Source organism: Streptomyces sp. NPDC046727, from assembly GCF_040645635.1.
In the GTDB taxonomy this organism is placed as follows: Bacteria; Actinomycetota; Actinomycetes; order Streptomycetales; family Streptomycetaceae; genus Streptomyces.
This window is the reverse complement of record NZ_JBEYYR010000003.1, coordinates 280,712-300,497: the sequence shown is the minus strand read 5'-3', so window position 1 is coordinate 300,497 and position 19,786 is coordinate 280,712. Positions and strand designations below refer to the sequence as shown.

Sequence of the window (19,786 nt, the reverse complement as noted above, 5' to 3'; positions counted from 1 at the left end):
TGGTGCTTTCCCCCAGTGGCCTCCACCATCGCACGCGGCACTGACAATCCGAGGACAGCATTCCGCTTCCCGCGACCGACAGTTCAGGACACCGGGCGCGAATCAGCCCAAGCCAGCTCGAATTCCTCGCGATATGTCGGGAAGAGCCCAGCTTCGCCCACGTCGTCCGACTTGACCACCCGACTGCCGTTGCGCAGCACCAGGACCGGCGACTCCATGCCCCGCGCCCCGCGCAGATAGGACTGCACCACGGCGATGCCGTCGGCGCCGTCGCCGTCCACCAGGTAGGCGGTGAAGCGGGGCGTCTCGTCGTACACCTGGATCTCGAAGGCGCCCGGGTCGCGCAGCCGGGACCGCACCCGGCGCATGTGCAGGATGTTCATCTCGACCGAGCGGCTCAGCTCGCCCCGCTTCATCCCCAGCTCGCGCTCGCGGCGCTTGACCGAGCTGGAGGCCGGGTTGAGGAAGAGCAGCCGTACCCGGCAGCCGGACTCGGCGAGCCGGACCAGGCGCCGCCCGGAGAAGTTCTGCACCAGAAGGTTGAGGCCGATACCGATGGCGTCGAGCCGGCGGGCGCCGCCGAAGATGTCCTCGGCCGGGAACTGGCGCATGAGCCGCACCCGGTCCGGGTGGACGGCGACGACGTCCGCGTACCGGTCGCCGACCAGGTCCTCGACCGCGTCGACGGGCAGCCGGCGCGCCGAGGGCACGTCGCCGCCCGCGCCGAGCATCTCCAGCAGCCGGGCGGAGGCCCGCTCGGCCTGGCTCAGCACCGCCTCGGACAGGGCCCGGTTGCGGGAGACGACGTTGCGGGTCACCTCCAGCTCGTCCAGGGCCAGTTCGAGGTCCCGGCGTTCGTCGAAGTACGGCTCGAAGCACGGCCAGTGCTGCACCACCAGCTCGCGCAGCTGCGGCAGGGTGAGGAAGCTGAGCACGTTGTCGTCGGCCGGGTCGAGCAGGTAGCCCTTGCGGCGGCTGACCTCGCGGACGGCGACCGCGCGCTGCACCCACTCCTGCCCGGCCGGGCCGGCCGCGGCCACCACCCACTCGTCGCCGTGGACGGGTTCGTAGATGGGCCGCAGCACAGCGGCCACGACCGCGCGCAGCCGCTGTTCGACGAGGTTCAGCCAGATGTAGGCCCGGCCGGCCCGCTGAGCGCGGGTGCGCACCTCGCGCCAGGCGTCGGCGTCCCAGTCCAGCTCCGGCCCGATGGACCCCGCGTCCATCGGCCGGGCCAGGGACACCGCGCCGGGCGGGACGTCTGTGGAGTTCCCCTCGTGACCCTCGTCACCAGGAGGCAGCTCCAGCCCTCCCGAGCCCACCCGTGCACCGCCTTCCGCTCCCCCGGGCCTTTCCCGTCTCAACGATCAAGGAAGGGTACTCCGCGAGCGGTCGGCGGTGCAGCCGGATGGACAGGTCGGTTTCCCGAGTGCTCAGCTCAACTGCGCGGCTCCCAGTGGCCGTTCTCCCATGCCAGGTCCTTCGGAGTGAGCGGATTCATAGCCGTGACGTCGCGCGGGGCGATGGAGAAGCCCTGCCAGTGCACGGGCATGGGCTGCTGGTCCTCGTCCCGGGCGATGTGGTGGAAGCCGACGTTCATCCAGACCACGGGGTGGGTGAGGGCCTGGCCGCCCACCCACTTGTCGACGGACTTGGGGTGGCCGTCGCCGCACTTGAGGTTGTTGCTGGCGAACAGCTCGCACTTGTTGTACTCGGTCACGTACAGGTCGTGCTTGGTGAAGGCGCGGCCCGGGTACTTGGTGGTGGGCCCGGGGACCAGCTCGTACGAACGGGCGTGCCCGTCCTTGTTCTTGCCGGTCGCGCTGACCGCCCGCCACCAGCGGTAGGTCTTGTAGTCGCCCGCGAGTTCCTTGGCGATCTTGGTGCGGGTGGTCTTGGCGGTCGGTCCCTCCCGGCCCGAGGCGGGAGCCTTGACGACCGAGTCGTACTGCTCGACCTTGGTCTTCGACGAGCCGTCGAGGCCGAAGTCGAGCCGCCAGAACACGTTGTGGCTGTGGCTGGTGGCGTAGTCCCTGGCGCCCTTGCCGATGGGCCAGCCGCGGCCGTCCTGGGCGTTGTAGTCCTCGTAGGAGAGGCTGCCGGTCGCGCCGATGTTCATGTTGATCGTGCCGTCGTCCTGGAAGCGCCACTCGGTGATGTACTCGTACCAGCCGACCTGGTTGACCGTGTACACCAGCAGGTCCTTGCCCTGCTTCTGGTAGGTCTTGTCCGGCTGGAAGAGGTCGTGCATCCGGTAGGCGTGACCACGCGAACGGGTGGTCGTGCACAGGCCCTTGACGTTCGGGTGGCGCGGGTCCCCGTCCGGGACGCGGACGGTCTTGATGGTGCCGCCGGGGCACTCACCGGGCGCCAGTTCCTGCAGCTCCTGGGCGAAGTCCTGGCCCGTCAGGTCGTAGTACTCGTGCTTCCCGTCGTCGTACGGGACGTGGATCTGGCCGAGTCTCGCACTGTTGAGGACCTTGATCGGCTTGCTCTCGCCCTCGGGCTGGTAGGAGACGTTCTCCAGGACGAGGCCGGCCTTGCTGTCGTAGTGCCAGCACATCCGCCAGGTCGTGCCGGTGGAGAGCTTCTGTTCGATCGTGTAGGCGGCGCTGCAGCCGGGGGCCGCCGCGGGAGCGGTCTGCGGGCGGGCCGCGGCCGGGCCGGCGGTCGTCGTCGCGCCGGCGGCCAGCGCGGCCAGGGTCAGTCCGACGGCCGCGGTCTTGCGGGCGGCACGGCCGGCGGTTCGCGGCCGGGCGCCGCCGGGCTGGTGCTGTTCAGGCATGAAGAGCTGACTCCCTTGCCGGAGGTACGGGTGTGAAGGACGGGCGGCGGCGCGTCAGCCGCGGTCGAGGGCGGCGGCCTTGCGGGCGCTGAGGTCGATCACCAGGTCCCTGGTGTCGATCCACGGCCCGTTCAGGACCTTGGAGAACAGCCGCACGCACCGGTGCGCGCCGCACTTGTCGAGCACCGCGGGTTGGGCGCCCGGGGCGGCCTCGTAGATGCCACCGGTCAGCTGCAGCTGGTCCGGCGAGGTGAGTTCCTTGCCGGTGGCGTCCTTGTAGTCCGCCTTGAGGCCCGCGCCCAGCGGGTCCGCGATCAGTATCCGGGCCGCCTCCGCGTTCTCGGCGCGGCTCGGCGGCGGCTGGACGCCGTGCTGGGTGCCGGTCCGCTCGACCTTGCCGGTCTTCAGGTTGACGGTCCGGGTGACGAGTGTGTCGGTCTTGTAGTCGTAGAAGGTCACGTCGGCCCGCCGCGGCGCGTCCGGGTCGTCCGACTCGCCGTCCTCGGGTTCGGCGAGGTCGACGGTCAGCCGCTGCGCTCCGCGGCTTCCGTCGACGTCCCGGCCCGTGGCCGAAAGCTGTCCGGCGGCGGCGATCTTCTCGACCCGCCCGATCTCGTCGCCGGTCAGCGGGTCTCGGCCCGTGCCCTTCCGTGCCTCGGCGGGCGCCTGCTCGACGACGCCGGGCGGCGCGGCGCCGGGCTCCTGCCCGGCCTGCCCCGCGGCCCGGGTACCGCCGCCGGCGGCCCCTCCGGATTCGTCCGCGCCCGCCGTGCCCGGCAGAGTGACCGCGACCATGGCGGCGGTCCCCGCCGCCGCCAGAGCCGCACCGGTCAGTACTTTGCCCAGATGGCGGTGGACTGTGTCTCGCACATCTTCCCCCTACTCCCCCTGATCCCCGGGAGTACGTTTCTGCCCCGCTGCTTCGGCGCACGGCGGGTACCAGAACCGCCGTGCGCACTGGTCGCTGGGTAAGAGGCGCGTAAGCCACGGGAGGTTGCGTCACTTTCGGACGAGACGCGGGGCCGACGCGGCCCCAGCCGGACGGCACACCTGGGAGAGTCGTATCCATGCAGGTCTGGCCTGGAGAGGCGTATCCGCTCGGCGCCACCTATGACGGCGCCGGAACCAACTTCGCGGTCTTCACGGAGGCCGCGGACCGAGTAGAGCTGTGTCTGCTGCACGACGACGGCTCGGAGACGGCGGTGGAACTGCGCGAGAGCGACGCGTTCGTGCGGCACGCGTACGTGCCGGGCGTGATGCCCGGACAGCGCTACGGCTTCCGTGTGCACGGCCCGTACGACCCCGCGCGCGGGCTGCGCTGCAACTCGGCGAAGCTGCTGCTCGACCCGTACGCGAAGGCGATCAGCGGCTCGATCCGATGGGGCGAGGAGGTGTACGGCTACCACTTCGACGCGCCCGACCGGCGCAACGACCTGGACTCGGCGCCGCACACCATGACCTCGGTGGTGATCAACCCGTACTTCGACTGGGGCGACGACCGGCCGCCGCGCACCGAGTACCACCACACGGTGATCTACGAGGCCCATGTCAAGGGCCTGACCATGCGTCATCCCGGTCTCCCGGAAGAGCTGCGGGGCACCTACGCGGCGCTCGCCCACCCGGCGATCATCGAACACCTGACCAAGCTCGGCGTGACGGCGCTCGAACTGATGCCCGTGCACCAGTTCGTGAACGACCACCGGCTGGCCGACATGGGCCTGAGCAACTACTGGGGCTACAACACCATCGGCTTCTTCGCCCCGCACAACGCGTACGCCTCCTGGGGCGACCGCGGCCAGCAGGTCCTGGAGTTCAAGTCGGCCGTCCGCGCGCTGCACGAGGCCGGCATCGAGGTCATCCTGGACGTCGTCTACAACCACACCGCCGAGGGCAACCACCTGGGCCCGACGCTGTCCTTCAAGGGCATCGACAACCCGTCCTACTACCGGCTCGCGAACGACCCCCGCTACTACACGGACACCACGGGCACCGGGAACTCGCTGCTCATGCGGTCCCCGCACGTGCTCCAGCTGATCATGGACTCGTTGCGGTACTGGGTGACCGAGATGCATGTCGACGGCTTCCGCTTCGACCTCGCGGCCACGCTGGCCCGGCAGTTCCACGAGGTGGACCGGCTGTCGTCGTTCTTCGACCTGGTGCAGCAGGACCCCGTGGTCTCCCAGGTGAAGCTGATCGCCGAGCCGTGGGACGTGGGCGAGGGCGGCTACCAGGTGGGCAACTTCCCGCCGCTGTGGACCGAGTGGAACGGCAAGTACCGCGACACCGTGCGGGACCTGTGGCGGGGCGAACCGCGTGCGCTCGCCGAGTTCGCCTCCCGGCTGACCGGCTCCTCGGACCTCTACCAGGACGACGGCCGCCGCCCGCTGGCCTCGATCAACTTCGTGACCTGCCACGACGGCTTCACCCTGCACGACCTCGTCTCGTACGACCAGAAGCACAACCAGGCCAACGGCGAGGACAACCGCGACGGCGAGAGCCACAACCGGTCGTGGAACTGCGGCGTGGAGGGCGAGACCGACGACCCGTCCGTGCTCGCGCTGCGCGCCCGGCAGATGCGCAACTTCGTCGCCACGCTCATGCTGTCCCAGGGCGTACCGATGATCAGCCACGGCGACGAGTTCGCGCGCACCCAGCGCGGCAACAACAACGCCTACTGCCAGGACAACGAGGTGTCGTGGCTGCACTGGCCGGAGTCGCTGGAGGGCGAACTGCTGGAGTTCACGCGCGCGATGGTGTGGCTGCGCCGTGACCATCCCGTCTTCCGCCGGCGCCGCTTCTTCCACGGCCGTCCGGTGGAGGGCACCCACGACGAGCTGTCCGACATCGCCTGGTTCACCCCGGAGGGCGGGGAGATGACCCAGCGGGACTGGAACTCGGCGCGGGCGTCCGCGCTGACGGTGTTCCTGAACGGCAACGCGATCTCCGAGCCCGGTCCGCGCGGGGAGCGCATCGCCGACGACTCCTTCCTGCTGATGTTCAACGCCTCGCCGGGCCCGCTGGACTTCGTCGTGCCCGTCGACCACGGACGGCAGTGGCAGGTGGTCGTCGACACGGCCGACCCGGACGGGGTGCCGTCCGGCACGGGCGCGAAGGTCTCGGCCGGTGACCGCGTCACCCTGCCGGACCGCAGCCTGACGGTGCTGCAGCGGCCGGCCTAGCTTTCGGGACCTCCGGCGTACGTCGTCGGGCGGACCGTCAGGGCGAGCACGAAGGCGAGGCCGGCTGTCGTGCTCGCCGCCGCGAAGGCCGCCGAGGAGCCGTGGGACTCGGCGAGGCGGCCGGTGACGGCGACCGCCAGGGCCTGGCCGCAGACGAGGGCGCTGGTGGCGATCCCCATCGCCTCGACCGGCCGGGACGGCGCAACCGCGCGCTCCAGGAGACCGAACACGGTGATCAGGTGGGGGGCGTAGGCGATGCCGAGGACGGGACGACGGCGTACAGGCGGGGCAGTCCGGTGGTGCCGAGCAGCGGCAGGGAGAGCGCGAAGGCGGCACCGGTCGCCAGCCGCCAGCGCACCCGGGGCCCGATGCGCTCCGGTACGGCGGCCATGGCGAACCCCGCGGCGGCGCTCATCACCCCCATGGCGGCGTACACGAGCCCGGCCTGATCCGCCTGCCCGAGCCGGGCGCTGATCGCCGTGATCCCGGCCTGACAGGCACCGAACATCGCATCCTGGAGGACGAGTACGAGGAGCAGGGCGGGCACGCAACGGGGCATCGGGGGGCGTGTGGTGCGTCCGTGGTGGGGGTCGGGGGTTCGGCGTACACCGGGGGTCCAACCTGGGCCGGGATTCGCGCCCCGGGGTGTCGCGGCGGGGGCCTTCTCGCGTGGGGGTGATCCACGCGGGCCTCGTCGGGATCGACGCGTGCGGGGTCGACCGGGCGGGCTGCACCGGGGCCTACGAGCGCGGGATCGACCACGCAGGCCGAGTCCACATCCACGCGCGCGGACTCGAACGCAGGGATCGAACCGGGGGCCACGCGGGCCGAACCGGGAGCCGCGCCGGCGGGGGCGGCCGTGCGGGCCGTCGGGTGTAGGGCGAAGCCCGTGCCGCAGAGCGCCACCAGTAGGGCCGCGCCGCCCATGACGTAGGCCGGATGGGCGAGTACCGAGGCCACTCCGACGAGTGCCGGGCCGAGGACGAACGACAGCTCGTCCAGGGTGCTCTCGAAGGAGAGCGCGGCGCCGAGCGTCGCCTCGGGGGCGCCCTAGCGACGGGCGAGGGCGACCAGGCGGGTGCGCGCCAGCGGGCCGACGAGCGGCACGGTGGCGCCCGCGGCGGCCCCCAGGAGCGCCAGGACGGGCGCAGGAAGGCCGGCGAGCGCGCCGGTGACGAGCGCGACCACGGCGAGGGCGTTCGTGAGCGAGAACGTGAGCACCACCGGCCGCTGGCCGTGCCGGTCCGCGAGCCGCCCCACGAGCGGCCCGCAGGCCACCTGGCCGAGCGCGAGCGCGCCACCGGTCAGGCCGGCCGCGCCGAGGGAGCCGCTCGTGCGGGCGACGAGCAGCACGCTGCCGAACTGGACGGTGGCCGTCGGCAGCCGCCCCAGGAACGACACGCACGGCAGCAGCGGCCCGGCGCCGCCCCGGCTTCCCCTGTGTCCCCATCGCTCGAACGTAGGCACGCGTGCGTGATCCGGGCAGAGGTGGATGACACGAAAGGCGGTGAGCGGGGTACGTAGGTTCCCATGACGTCTGCGCGACCCGGACCGGGGGTGCCCAGGGCCACCTACCGGCTGCAGCTCCAGCCCACGTTCCCGTTCGCCGCCGCCGAAGCGGCCGTACCGTACCTGGCGTCGCTCGGCGTCTCGCATCTGCACCTGTCCCCGGTCCTGGAGGCCGTCCCGGGCTCGGCCCACGGCTACGACGTCGTGGATCACGCGCGCGTGCGCGCGGAACTGGGCGGCGAGGAGGGGCTGCGCGCGCTGGCGCGCACCGCGCGGGAGCACGGTCTCGGCCTGGTGGTGGACATCGTGCCGAACCACATGGCGCTGGCGCCCCGGTTCAACCACGCCCTGTGGGAGGTGCTGCGGGACGGCCCCGGGTCGCCGTACGCGCGCTGGTTCGACATCGACTGGGAGGCGCAGGGCGGCCGGGTGCTGCTGCCGGTGCTCGGCGGCCCGGTCGGCTCGGAGCTGGCGCACCTGGTGGTCGACGGTGACGTCCTGCGCTACCACGAGCACGCCTTCCCGATCCGCCCGGGCACCGAGCAGCTGCCGCTGCCGGAGCTGCTGGACGCCCAGTGGTACCGCCCGGCGTGGTGGCGGCTGGCCCGCACCGAGCTGAACTACCGGCGGTTCTTCAGCATCTCGGAGCTGATCGGGCTCCGGGTGGAGGACCCCGGGGTGTTCGACGCGACGCACGGCACGATCCTGCGGCTGCTGGCGGAGGGTGTGATCGACGGGCTGCGGGTCGACCATCCCGACGGGCTCGCCGACCCGGACGCCTACCTCGCGCGGCTGCACGAGGCGACCGGTGGGCGCTGGACGGTCGTGGAGAAGATCCTGGCCGACGGCGAGCAGCTGCCGGCCTCCTGGCCCGTCGCGGGCACCACGGGCTACGACGCGCTGCGGCACGTCGACGGCCTGTTCACGGACCGCACCGGGGCGTACGAACTGCTCGGGCGGTACCGGGCGTTCGCGGCGCCGCAGACGGACCGGGGCGGCAACTGGGAGGCCACGGCCCGGCGGGCCGCCTACAAGGTGCTCACGCACGAACTGGCCACCGAGACCGACCGGCTCACCCGGGTGGCCGCCCGGCTGTGCGCCGCCTCGCCCGACCTCTCGCTGCGCGACCGCGCTCCCTGGACGCTGCGCACGGCCGTGGAGGAGCTGCTGGTCCGGCTGCGGGTCTACCGGCCGTACGCCTCCGGTGACGCCTCCACCGTGATCACGGAGCAGGCCGCCGAGGAGGCCCGGCTGGCCTTCGTGGTGCCGGAGGAGGCCGAGGCCGTCGACATCGTGCGCCGGCTGCTGGTCGAGCCGCCCGGCGACGCGGCGGCGCCGGACCACGCCGACCGGGTGGAGTTCCGCACCCGGTTCGCGCAGACCGCGTCGGCGCTGCGCGCCAAGTCGGTGGAGGACACGGCGTTCTACCGCTACGTTCCGCTGCTGTCGGCGGCCGAGGTGGGCGGCGACCCGGGGAGCCCGGGGGTGTCCCCGGAGGACTTCCACGCGTACTGCGCGCGCGTGCAGCGCGACTGGCCGCTCACCGGTACGGTCGTCACCACGCACGACACCAAGCGCAGTGCCGATGTGCGCGCGGCGCTTTCCGTGCTCACCGAATGCCCGGTCCGCTGGGCCGAGTTGCTCGCCGAGGTGACCCTCGCCGAGGAGGGCGTGCCGGACGGGCAGCTGGCCTGGGCGGCCTGGCAGACCGTGTTCGGACTGGGGCCGGCGGAGGAGGAACGCGTCCAGGGGGCGCTGCTGAAGCATGTGCGCGAGGCGGGCATGTACACCAGCTGGACCGAGCAGGAGCCGCCGTACGAGGAGGCGGTGGCGGCCTTCGTCGGCGCGGGGCCCTGCGGGCCGCCCGGCGAGCGCGTGGCCGCGTTCCGCAAGGCGCTGGAGCCGCACGTGCGGGCCAATGCCCTCGGCACCGCGCTGGTCCATCTGACGATGCCGGGGGTGCCGGACGTGTACCAGGGCACGGAGGGCGAGTACCGGGCGCTGGTGGACCCGGACAACCGGCGGCCGGCGGCGTTCCCACCCCGGGCGCCCGGCGAGAAGGCCGCGCTGACGGCGGCGGCCCTGCGGCTGCGCGCGCGGCGCCCGGACGCCTTCGGCGCGGGCGCGTCGTACGACCCGCTGAACGCCGAGGGCCCGGCGGCCGAGCACTGCCTGGCGTTCGCGCGCTCCGGTGAGGTGGTCACGGCGGTGACCCGGCTGTCGCTGCGGCTGGCGGAGGCGGGCGGCTGGCGGGAGACACGGCTGCCGCTGCCACCCGGCCGGTGGGTGGACGTGCTCGCACCAGGACGGGAGTTCATCGGCCACGCGCGCGTGGCGGACCTTCTGGACCGCCTGCCGGTGGTCCTGCTGGAGCGGGTCGGGACGGGCTGAGGGAACGGCGCACTGGGTTGTGCACGGGCGATGGTGTCGAGGGGGCGGGGCGGTTCATCCGGTGGGCGTGTTGGGCGCCTCGCAGTGTTCGTAGGGGCCGGTGGTCGTCAGGGCCGGCCAGGTGGCGCGCAGGAGGTCCACGAAGGCCGCCGCGGCCCCGGTGGGCGGCACGCGCGCGTAGACGGCCAGGGTGCGCTTCCAGGCCGGGTCGGGGGTGAGGACCACGCAGTCCTCGCCGACGGCTCCCCGCACGATGTGGGCGGGCGCGACGCACACCCCGACGCCGGCGGCGGCCATCCGGACGGCCGTCGACGTGTGCTCGGTCCACACGGCGGTCCGGGGCCGGAACCCGGCCCGCCCGCAGGCCCAGTCGAGGAAGCGCTCGCCGTGCACGACGGGCTCCATGGCGCAGCGGATCCAGGGGCGGTCGGCGAGTTCCGGGAGCGTGATCGTCGTACGGCCCGCGAACCGGTCGTCGAACGGCACGACGAGGACCAGTTCCTCCTCGCCGACGGGGACGACGGTGCCGGGCCGGCCGGTGGGCTCGGGGCCGACGGCGAGGTCGGCGGTGCCGCGCTGCACGGCCTCCTCCAGGGCCTCGGCGGTGGCGTACTCGTGCAGGCGCAGCAGGACCCTGGGGTGAGCCGCGCGCCAGCGGGCGAACACGTCGGGCAGGGCGCCGACGGCGATGGAGTGCAGGGCCGCGACATGCAGTTCCCCGCCTTCGGCGCCGACGGTGGCCCGTGCCGCCCGGCGGGCCTGCGCGGCGCTGCGGACGGCTAGTTCGGCGTGCGGCAGGAAGGCGCGGCCCATGGGGGTGAGGCGCACGCCCCGGGGCAGCCGCTCCAGCAGCGCGCCGCCGACCGACTTCTCCAGTGCCTTGATCTGGTGCGAGAGCGCGGGCTGGGTGACGTGCAGGGTGTCCGCCGCGCGGGTGAACGACGCCTCCTGGACGACCGTCACGAAGTACTCCATCTGACGCAGGCTCAACTCCCCGTCCCCTCCCCCGTCCGCCCATAAGGACTGTGCATGGATTCCACAACAACATTGCCTTGGACTCATGACAAGAGGTGGACGGAGGGTGGATGCCATGACCATCGATACTTCGGACGTGATCGTCATCGGCGGGGGCACGGGCGGCTACAGCACCGCTCTGCGCGCCGCCTCCCTCGGCCTGGACGTCACCCTCGTCGAGCGCGACAAGGTCGGCGGAACGTGCCTGCACCGGGGCTGCATCCCGAGCAAGGCGATGCTGCACGCCGCCGAACTGGTCGACGGGATCGCCGAGGCCCGCGACCGCTGGGGCGTGAAGGCGACCGTGGACTCCGTCGACTGGGGGGCGCTGGTGGCCACGCGGGACGACATCGTGGCGCGCAACCACAAGGGGGTGGAAGCGCATCTCGCGCACGCCGGCGTACGGGTGGTGCACGGCAGCGCGCGCCTGACAGGGGCGCGCACGGTGCGCGTGGAAGGCATACAGGGCGCGCACGGCACGCACAGCCTCACCGCGCGCCGTGCGATCGTCCTCGCGACCGGCTCGCGCCCGCGCACGCTCCCGGGGCTCGCGCCGGACGGACGGCGCGTGGTGACCAGTGACGACGCGCTGTTCGCGCCCGGGCTCCCGGCGTCCGTCCTGGTCCTGGGCGGCGGCGCGATCGGCGCGGAGTACGCCTCCTTCCACCGGTCGATGGGCGCCGAGGTCACCCTGGTGGAGGCCGCCGACCGGATCGTGCCCCTGGAGGACGCGGATGTGAGCCGGCACCTGACGCGCGGCCTGAAGAAGCGCGGCATCGACGTGCAGGCCGGAGCACGGCTGCTGGACGCGGAGGTGCGGGAGAACGGCGTACGCGCGCGCGTGCGGACCGCGCGGGGCGAGACCCGGACGGTGGAGGCGGAGCGGCTGCTGGTGGCCGTCGGCCGGGCTCCGGTCACCGAGGGCCTGGACCTGGCCGCGGCCGGACTGGCGACGGACGAGCGGGGGTTCGTCGTACCGGCGGACTGGGACCGGCTGGAGACGGCCGTGCCGGGCATCCACGTCGTCGGTGACCTGCTGCCGCCGCCGTCGCTCGGCCTCGCCCACGCCTCGTTCGCGGAGGGCCTGCTGGTGGCCGAGACGCTGGCCGGGCTGAGGCCGGCGCCCGTCGACTACGCGGCTGTCCCCCGGGTGACGTACTCCTCGCCGCAGACCGCCGCGGTCGGGCTCGGCGAGGCCGAGGCACGCGCGCGTGGGCACGAGATCGACGTCAACACGATGCCGCTGACCGCCGTCGCCAAGGGCATGGTGCACGGCCAGGGCGGCATGGTGAAGGTGGTGACGGAGGCCGGCGGCGGGCAGGTGCTCGGCATCCACCTGGTCGGGCCGAACGTGTCGGAGATGATCGCCGAGAGTCAGCTGATCGTCGGCTGGGACGCCGAGCCCTCGGACGTGGCCCGGCATGTGCACGCGCACCCCACGCTGTCGGAGGCGGTGGGCGAGGTGTTCCTGACACTCGCGGGACGCGGTCTGCACCAGCAGTGAGCCCGTGACACGCAGGGGCCCGAGAACGGGCGGGCCCCTGCGTCCGGGCGCCCCCGGGAGCCTCCCCCGCCGACTGCTTGACAGTTCCCCCGTGCCGTGCGGGACTGGGAGGGCGAAGCCGGGCGGACTAGTCGGGGGTGAGTCTCCTGCCGGAGCTGCGCTACCCCAGCGTTCCCGAACTGGTCGCCTCCGCACAGGCGTTGGCCGCTCAGGAACCCGGGCTGTGCACGCTGCGCCAGGTGGGGGTCTCGCGCGGAGGAAGACCCTTGCACCTGCTGTCGGTGGGACACGCCCGCCGTGCGGTGCTGGTCGTCGCCGGCGCCCACGCCAACGAACCGACGGGCGGTTCCACCCTGCGGGTGCTTGCCGAACGTGTGCTGGCGGAGCGGGAGTTGCGGACGGGCACCTCCTGGCACTTCCTGTTGTGCGCGGACCCGGACGGCGCGAGCCTGCATGTGACGCCGGCGCCGCGCAGCCTGCTCGACTACCACCTCGGCTTCTACCGGCCGACGGGTGCGGAGCAGCCGGAGTGGTCGCCCGCGGTGCTGCCGCCGGACCGGCTGCCGCCCGAGACCCGGGCGCTGACCGGGGTGATCGACGAACTGCGCCCGTACCTCCAGGTGACGCTGCACGGCACGGACCTGGGCGGCAGCTGGGTGCAGCTGACCAAGGACGTGCCCGGCCTCGCCGAGCCGTTCGCCAAGTCCGCGGCCGAGCTGCACATCCCGGTGGAGACGGGGGCCTCGGACGCCGCGGGCTGGCCTGCCTCCGGGCCCGGGGTGCATGTGATGCCCGGCCCGGAGACGGGTGTGGCCTATCCGAGCATGCCGGACGACGCCCGGCACAGCACCTGGTACCACGCCCACCGGTACGGCGGCCTGACGGCGGTGGTGGAGGTGCCGATGTGGGCCAGCGACCTGGTGGACGACCCCGCGCCGCACCCCGCACCGGCGGCGGCCATGCGACGCCTGGCCACGCGGCTGCTGCGGGACGCCCGGGAGGTGGAGCGGGTCCTCACCGACGCGCTGCCCCGGCTGGACGGCGCGGACGGGCCGCTGCTGCGGGCCGCGCGGTGGGCGCTGGAGCTGATTCCGGGCCTGGCCGAGGACTGGATCCACACCTCTCCGGCGGGCACGACGATGGCGTACGTCGGCAGCGTGGACGCCTTCGGGCGGCGGCTGCCGCTGCGGGCCGCGGCGATGCTGCTCCGGGTGCTGCGGGAGACGGACGACCGGGCTGCGCCGCGTCTGGAGCAGCTCGTGGCCGCCTGGTGCGACGCCTTCGCGGACCGGTTCCGGGCCCGCTGGGTGCCGTTGGAGAACCAGGTGGAGCACCAGTCCCGGACGGTGCTGGTGGCGGCGCAGCAGGCGCGGCAGCGGGTGGTGTGAGCCGGTGCCGGCCCACGCCACCCGGTCCTGGGCCCCCGGTCAGCCGTCCACGGCGAAGACGTGCCGCGTCCGCGCCTTCATGACGCACGCGCTGGAGTAGGTCTCCTGGAAGTCGACCACCCGGCCGTGCCACCGCCCGCGCGCGTGGACGGTCACCGGGGCGTAGATCATCGTGCAGAAGACCTGCTCGGCAGGGATGCGGTCGATGGCGCCGTCGGCGGCGGCCAGCTCGGTGCAGGCCTCGGCCGCGTGCTTGTGCCCCTCGGGCGGGTCGCACAGCAACAGCGTGCCGGGGCCTTCGGCGGCCTTCGCGTCCCCCTTGGTGACGGTCAGGTAGAGCCAGTTGTCCGAGAGGGCGTCGCGGGAGGCCGCCTGGGCCTGGCCCACGGTGAGGAGACCGGCGGCGGCCAGCAGGGCGCCGGCCGCCGCTGCCGCTCTGGTGATGTATGTCATGCCGGTTGCATCGGCACGGCGGGCCGGCTTCCGCAGTGGGGCTCACCCGATCGGGACAGCACACGCGCGTGGCTGGGCGTCCGTTCGGGCGGCACCGGCCGGGGACGTCAGCTCGTCGCGAGCCGGAACGCCGTTCGGCCGAAGGCGACCTGGTCACCCTCACGGACGACGACCGAGCCGATCACCCGGCGGCCGTTGACGGTGGTGCCGTTGGTGGAGCCCAGGTCCCTCAGGACCCACAGGCCGCCCTGGTGGCTGAGTTCCGCGTGCACCCGGGAGACGGTCTCGTGGTTCAGGCGCAGCCCGTTCGCGGGGTCCCGGCCGATGCGCAGCGGGTGGGTGTGGGTCGGGTGCGGCAGCAGCAGCTTGGGCAGCCGCTCGGCCTGCCAGGCCCGGCGCAGTCGTACGGTGAACCCGGAGACGGCTTCGACGGTGCCGAAGACCGCGCGGGAGAAGCGGTTCTCCTGGGGCAGGTCGGCGACGAGGGCGGCGAGTTCGTCGGAGCGGCGGGCGGCGAGCGCCAGCTCCATGCGGCGCACGAAGGTGTCGTGCGAGAGCCGGCCCATGGCGACGCCGTCGCGCAGCGCGTGCAGCGCCTTGTCGCGCTCCGCGTCGGACAGGCGCGCGGGGTAGGTGGAGAACTCAAAGGACGACGTCACGCTGGTGATTGTCGGGCAGTGAACCCCGGGTGTCCAGAAAACGCGGAATCGGGGCCCGGGTGCGGGCACTTCCGCGACACCTGCCGGCAAAGGGCGGATTCGAAAGCGGATTGATCGTCCGGGGCGGCACGATGGACTCGCGGGACATCACGGTGAGCAGACGAAGGGGAACCGTCCGTGCAGTTCGAGGTGTGGGCACCGCAGGCAGACCGAGTGACGCTCCATTGCGAGGGCACCACGCGCGCGTTGGCGCGCGATCCCGCGCGCGCGGGCTGGTGGACGGGCGAGGCGGAGGCGGCGGACGGCGCGCGGTACGGGTTCGCGCTGGACGACGGCCCCGTGCTGCCCGACCCGCGCTCGCGCCGCCAGCCGGACGGCCCGGACGGGCTGAGCGCGGTCGTGGACCACGGGCGCCACGAGTGGCGCGCCGAGTGGGCGGGGCGGGGGCTGCCGGGTGCGGTGCTGTACGAGCTGCACGTGGGGACGTACACCCGCGAGGGCACGCTGGACGCTGCCGCCGCCCGGCTGGAGCACCTGGTGGAACTGGGCGTGACACACGTCGAGTTGATGCCGGTCTGCCCGTTCCCCGGGCGGCACGGATGGGGGTACGAGGGTGTGTCCCTGTGGGCGGTGCACGAGCCGTACGGCGGCCCCGAGGCCCTGAAACGCTTCGTCGACCGGGCGCACGCACTGGGGCTGGGTGTCGTCCTGGACGTCGTGCACAACCACCTGGGCCCGTCGGGCAACTATCTGCCCGCGTTCGGCCCGTACTTCACGGACACCCACCACACCCCGTGGGGCGCCGCGGTGAACCTGGACGCGCCCGGCTCGGACGAGGTGCGCGCGTTCCTCGTCGGCAGCGCGCTGGCGTGGCTGCGGGACTACCGGATCGACGGGCTGCGGCTGGACGCGGTGCACGCGCTGTACGACACGCGCGCGTGCCACTTCCTGGAGGAGCTGTCGGCGGCGGTGGACGGCCTGGCCGGCGAGGTGGGCAGGCCGCTGTTCCTGATCGCCGAGTCGGACCTGAACGACCCCCGGTTCATCACCCCGCGCGCGGAGAACGGCCTGGGGCTGCACGCCCAGTGGAACGACGACTTCCACCATGCCCTGCACACCACCCTGACGGGCGAGTCCCAGGGCTACTACGCCGACTTCGCGAGAGCCCCCTTCGCCGCGCTCGCCAAGACGCTCACCGGCGGCTACTTCCACGACGGCACCTACTCCGGCTTCCGGGGCCGCCGGCACGGCCGTCCGCTGGACCGCGCGCGCGTGGCCGGGCACCGGCTGCTCGGCTACAGCCAGACCCACGACCAGGTCGGCAACCGCGCCCAGGGCGACCGGCTCGCCGCGCACCTGTCCCCCGGTCTGCTGGCCTGCGCGGCCACGCTGACGCTGACCGCGCCGTTCACACCGATGCTGTTCATGGGCGAGGAGTGGGCGGCGTCCACGCCCTGGCAGTTCTTCACCGACCACACCGACCCCGAGCTGGCCGACGCGGTACGGCGGGGCAGGCGGCGGGAGTTCGCGGCGCACGGCTGGGCCGAGGAGGACGTACCCGACCCGCAGGACCCGGCGACCCGCGAACGGTCCTGCCTGGACTGGTCGGAGCCGGAGAACGATCCCCACGCGCGCGTGCTGGCCTGGTACCGGCAGCTGATCGCGCTGCGCCACGCCCAGCCCGACCTCACCGACCCGGACCTCGCCGACACGAAGGTGGCGTACGACGAGGACGCCCGCTGGCTCGCCTTCCGGCGCGGGGACGTACGCGTGGCGGTGAACCTGGGCAAGGAGGCCGCGGCGATCCCCCTGGGCACCGGCCGGGTGGAGCTCCTCGCGGCCTGGGACCCGGTGACGGCCCCGGGCCCGGACGGACTGCTCCAGGTGCCCGGGGAGTCGTGCGTGGTGCTGGCGCAGCCCTGAGACGGCCACTACTCCTCCGGGTCGTCCTCCTGGAGGTCGGTCACCCGCTCCAGCAGGATCGGCTCCCAGGCGCGCCGCAGCTGGGTGCGCAGCAGGGGCAGGGAGCCGGTCGTGCGGCCTTCCAGGTGGTCGGTGAGCCGGATGACCGTGTCGCAGCGGGCCAGCCACAGGCCGCGCAGGCAGGGGCGGGCGCCGTAGCCGGCGAGGGTGGCGGCGCGGACGGCCGCCGGGGAGCCGACGGCGACGGCGAGCCCGGCGATGTCCTCGGCGGGGTCGCCGAGCGCCGCCGCGGTCCAGTCCAGGATGCCGCGCACCCGGCCGTCGGCGCTGACCAGCACGTGCGCGCCGGTCAGCCCGTGGTGGGTGAGGACGGCCGTACCGGACTGCGCGGCGAGCTGGGCCGCGCCGGGCGGGGTGAGCTGGTGCAGCCGGGCGGCGTCGAACTCGTCGGCGGCGGCGAGCCGTTCGGCCGCGTGCACGGCCATCCGGCGCAGCGCCTCCAGCGAGCGCGGCGCGGTGCGCGGCACACCGAGCGCCTCCGCCTGGCGGGCGGGAACCTCGCGCAACCCGCTGAGCAGCCCGGCGAGGTCGGCCTCGCCGACGGCGGAGACGTCGTACTCGTCGGCCGTGCCGCCGGGCACCCGGGTGTCGAGGGTGTAGGCGAGGCCGGGCGCCCAGTCGCCGTGCGCGACGCTGGTCGGCACGGCGACGGGCACGTGCGGGCGGACGAGGTCGCGCAGGCGCAGTTCCCGGCGGCGGCGCACCGAGGCCTCGCGGTCCGGTGCGAGGCGGAGCACATGGCGGCCGCCGATCCACCAGGTGTGCTCTTGTTCCTCCGTCACGGGCCGCACTTCGGGTCCCCCGGTGCCGTCGTCGCCCTCCTTGAGCAGCGAGCGGACCAGTCTGCGGACGGTGTCCGCGGTGGGTGTCGGTGCCTGGGTCATGGGTCGCGCCGTAGCCGTTCCGGGGGGTCGTCGAGGGTGTGTCTCCTGGTCTGTCAGTCCACTATGACCATCTCACGGGTGGTGTTGTTGAGGCGTCGGCCGCCGTCCTCGGTGACCGTGACGATGTCCTCGATGCGCACCCCGAAGCGGCCGGGCAGGTAGATGCCGGGCTCCACGGAGAAGCACATGCCCGGCACGAGCGGCTGCTCCTCGCCCTCGATCATGTACGGCGGCTCGTGGGTGGTGACGCCGATGCCGTGCCCGGTGCGGTGGATGAAGTACTCGCCGTACCCGGCGTCGGTGATCACCGCGCGGGCGGCGCGGTCGACCTCCTGGCAGGCCACGCCCGGCCGTACGGCCCGGAAGCCGGCCTCCTGGGCTGCGCGCACGACGTCGTGGACCCGGCGCTCCTCCTCGGTCGGCTCGCCGACGTGGACCGTGCGGGTGGTGTCGGAGCCGTAGCCGTCCTTCAGGCCGCCGAAGTCGAGGACGACCATGTCGCCGGGCTGGATGACACGGTCGCCGACCTCGTGGTGCGGGTTGGCGCCGTTGGGGCCGGAGCCGACGATGGTGAAGTCGACCTGGGAGTGGCCGAAGCGGCGCAGCAGGCCGGCGAGGTCGTGGCCGACGTCGGACTCGCGGCGGCCGGCGAAGGGAACCTTCCGGATCTCCTCGAACGCCTGGTCGGCGGCCGCGCCCGCGGCTGCCAGGAGTTCCAGCTCGACCGCGTCCTTCACCGCGCGCAGCATGGGCAGGGCATCGGTGAGGGCGGCGTAGGAGGTGGCGGGCAGGGCCCGCTGGAGGCCCAGCAGATGCATCGCCCAGGTGTTGTCGCTGATGCCGAACCGGCCGCGGGCGTCGAGGAGGTCGGCGGTGACGGCGTAGGGGTCCTTGCCGTCGGTCCAGTCGCGCAGGGTCAGCGCGGCGGCGCCGGCCGCCTGCTCGGCGTCCGGGGCCTCCAGGGCAGGCACGACGAGCACGGGGTCGCGGCCGGGCGCGAGGACCAGCACGGTCAGCCGTTCCGTGACCGCGGTGGGCGTGTAGCCGGTGAGCCAGACCATGTCCGGTCCCGGGGCGACGAGCAGTCCGGCGAGGCCGGCGTCGGCGGCGGAGCGGACGGCGCGCTCCATGCGGGCCCTGTAGTCGGCGGCGGTGAAGGGCGCTGGCGTACTACCGGTCATCCGGGCCTCCGGGCGCGGGCGAGGAAACGGGACGATGACGTCTCGGGCGGCATGTCTCGGGCAGCATCCATGATGACCCGCGGGACGGACGGTGACCAAGGGGTTTCCTGGCGTGTACGGAGTGGCGTGCACGGACCGGCCCGGGCCGGGCTCGGTCAGGTCACCACTTCTCAGGTCACCACTCCGGGGATCACCGTCAGCTGCTGGTAGCCGCCGCCGCTGTGGCGCACGGTGAGGAGCACCGGCTTTCCGGGGCGGGCCCCGCTGACGGCCCGGGCGAGGTCGGCGGCGCTGTCGACACGCACCGTGCCGAACTGCAGTACGACATCTCCGCGGATCAGGCCCGCCGTGTAGCCGGGGCCGGGCACGTGCACGCCCACCACGAGCGCGCCCGGCTTCTCTCCGTCGACGGCCTCGATGCTCATCGTCGTGCCGGGCCGGGCGGGGCCGGAGGTCGGGGCGGCCGTGGTGGTCGCCCTGGCCGAGGGGGCGGGCGGCGGGGTCTGCCGTTGCAGCTCGGCGAGTCTGCTCATGCCGATCACCGTGGCGCCGACCGTGCCGATGCCGACGCCGGAGAGCACCAGCACGGTGCCGGCGCACACGCCGAACAGCAGGGTCCGCAGCCGCCGTCCGCGCCGGCGCGCGGCGTGCGGGCGGTGGGTGGGGCCGGGGGTGCCGTCCGGCCGCCGGTCCTGACCGGGCATCGGTTTGGGACGCAACGCAGTCTGTTCCATGGTTCGCTCGCCTCCGGCTGGTGCTCTACCCGGGGCGGCGGGCCGCGACGAGACACGAAAGGGTGAGACTGGCCGAAGGGTGGCGGAGGGTAGTCATAGCCGTTGAGACGGCACCTTCCGGC

Annotated in this window: 17 protein-coding genes; 5 read left to right on the top strand and 12 right to left on the bottom strand. The window is 73.5% G+C overall.

Annotated elements, in window-relative coordinates; genetic code table 11:
• Positions 1-83: 83 nt before the first annotated feature.
• The 3 genes from ABZ937_RS05380 to ABZ937_RS05370 form a co-directional block, all read right to left on the bottom strand.
• Positions 84-1,322 carry an SAV2148 family HEPN domain-containing protein gene (locus tag ABZ937_RS05380; RefSeq protein ID WP_361685901.1) on the bottom strand — a complete coding sequence of 413 codons (1,239 nt, stop codon included), beginning with the start codon at positions 1,320-1,322 and terminating at the stop codon, positions 84-86.
• Positions 1,323-1,438: 116 nt separating this feature from the next.
• Positions 1,439-2,785: a copper amine oxidase gene (locus ABZ937_RS05375; protein WP_361685899.1), complete on the bottom strand. Its 1,347-nt coding sequence runs from the start codon at positions 2,783-2,785 to the stop codon at positions 1,439-1,441.
• A gap of 54 nt (positions 2,786-2,839) precedes the next feature.
• On the bottom strand, positions 2,840-3,655 hold the full coding sequence (locus ABZ937_RS05370) for a Tat pathway signal sequence domain protein (protein ID WP_361685897.1): 816 nt from the start codon (positions 3,653-3,655) through the stop codon (positions 2,840-2,842).
• A 197-nt stretch (positions 3,656-3,852) separates the two neighbouring features.
• Between ABZ937_RS05370 and glgX the strand changes: the two genes are divergently transcribed.
• Positions 3,853-5,964 carry a glycogen debranching protein GlgX gene (gene glgX / locus ABZ937_RS05365; protein WP_361685895.1) on the top strand — a complete coding sequence of 704 codons (2,112 nt, stop codon included), beginning with the start codon at positions 3,853-3,855 and terminating at the stop codon, positions 5,962-5,964.
• Here the strand turns inward: glgX and ABZ937_RS05360 are convergent.
• From ABZ937_RS05360 to ABZ937_RS05350, 3 genes are all read right to left on the bottom strand, one after another.
• Positions 5,961-6,194, bottom strand: coding sequence for a hypothetical protein (locus tag ABZ937_RS05360; protein WP_361685893.1), 234 nt, complete (start codon positions 6,192-6,194; stop codon positions 5,961-5,963). The two genes, glgX and ABZ937_RS05360, sit on opposite strands and share 4 nt — an antisense overlap.
• 5 nt (positions 6,195-6,199) lie before the next feature.
• Positions 6,200-6,511: a hypothetical protein gene (locus tag ABZ937_RS05355; RefSeq protein ID WP_361685891.1), complete on the bottom strand. Its 312-nt coding sequence runs from the start codon at positions 6,509-6,511 to the stop codon at positions 6,200-6,202.
• A 503-nt stretch (positions 6,512-7,014) separates the two neighbouring features.
• Complete coding sequence (locus ABZ937_RS05350) at positions 7,015-7,431, bottom strand: hypothetical protein (protein WP_361685889.1); 417 nt, start codon at positions 7,429-7,431, stop codon at positions 7,015-7,017.
• Between the two features lie 63 nt (positions 7,432-7,494).
• Here ABZ937_RS05350 and treY point away from each other — a divergent pair, with 63 nt between their 5' ends.
• A complete protein-coding gene (treY, locus tag ABZ937_RS05345) occupies positions 7,495-9,864 on the top strand; it encodes a malto-oligosyltrehalose synthase (protein WP_361685887.1) in 2,370 nt (789 codons plus the stop codon).
• 54 nt (positions 9,865-9,918) lie between these two features.
• On the opposite strand, the gene ABZ937_RS05340 is transcribed toward treY, so the two are convergent.
• Positions 9,919-10,854 (bottom strand): LysR family transcriptional regulator, encoded by a 936-nt coding sequence (locus tag ABZ937_RS05340; protein WP_361685885.1) that lies wholly within the window; start codon positions 10,852-10,854, stop codon positions 9,919-9,921.
• A 100-nt stretch (positions 10,855-10,954) separates the two neighbouring features.
• Here ABZ937_RS05340 and lpdA point away from each other — a divergent pair, with 100 nt between their 5' ends.
• On the top strand, positions 10,955-12,382 hold the full coding sequence (lpdA, locus tag ABZ937_RS05335) for a dihydrolipoyl dehydrogenase (protein ID WP_361685883.1): 1,428 nt from the start codon (positions 10,955-10,957) through the stop codon (positions 12,380-12,382).
• A 137-nt stretch (positions 12,383-12,519) separates the two neighbouring features.
• A complete protein-coding gene (locus ABZ937_RS05330; protein ID WP_361685881.1) occupies positions 12,520-13,770 on the top strand; it encodes a M14 family zinc carboxypeptidase in 1,251 nt (416 codons plus the stop codon).
• Positions 13,771-13,809: 39 nt separating this feature from the next.
• Here ABZ937_RS05330 and ABZ937_RS05325 read toward each other — a convergent pair whose 3' ends face one another.
• Positions 13,810-14,223 (bottom strand): SSI family serine proteinase inhibitor, encoded by a 414-nt coding sequence (locus ABZ937_RS05325; RefSeq protein WP_361685879.1) that lies wholly within the window; start codon positions 14,221-14,223, stop codon positions 13,810-13,812.
• Between the two features lie 107 nt (positions 14,224-14,330).
• Complete coding sequence (locus tag ABZ937_RS05320; RefSeq protein ID WP_361685877.1) at positions 14,331-14,882, bottom strand: DUF1707 and FHA domain-containing protein; 552 nt, start codon at positions 14,880-14,882, stop codon at positions 14,331-14,333.
• A gap of 177 nt (positions 14,883-15,059) precedes the next feature.
• Here ABZ937_RS05320 and treZ point away from each other — a divergent pair, with 177 nt between their 5' ends.
• Positions 15,060-16,805 (top strand): malto-oligosyltrehalose trehalohydrolase, encoded by a 1,746-nt coding sequence (treZ, locus tag ABZ937_RS05315; RefSeq protein ID WP_361685875.1) that lies wholly within the window; start codon positions 15,060-15,062, stop codon positions 16,803-16,805.
• 8 nt (positions 16,806-16,813) lie between these two features.
• Here the strand turns inward: treZ and ABZ937_RS05310 are convergent, their stop codons facing one another.
• The 3 genes from ABZ937_RS05310 to ABZ937_RS05300 all read right to left on the bottom strand — a co-directional run bounded on the left by ABZ937_RS05310 (position 16,814) and on the right by ABZ937_RS05300 (position 19,664).
• Positions 16,814-17,749: an aminoglycoside phosphotransferase family protein gene (locus ABZ937_RS05310; RefSeq protein WP_361685873.1), complete on the bottom strand. Its 936-nt coding sequence runs from the start codon at positions 17,747-17,749 to the stop codon at positions 16,814-16,816.
• A gap of 53 nt (positions 17,750-17,802) precedes the next feature.
• A complete protein-coding gene (locus tag ABZ937_RS05305) occupies positions 17,803-18,930 on the bottom strand; it encodes an aminopeptidase P family protein (RefSeq protein ID WP_361685871.1) in 1,128 nt (375 codons plus the stop codon).
• A gap of 170 nt (positions 18,931-19,100) precedes the next feature.
• Complete coding sequence (locus ABZ937_RS05300) at positions 19,101-19,664, bottom strand: PDZ domain-containing protein (RefSeq protein ID WP_361685869.1); 564 nt, start codon at positions 19,662-19,664, stop codon at positions 19,101-19,103.
• Positions 19,665-19,786 lie beyond the last annotated feature (122 nt).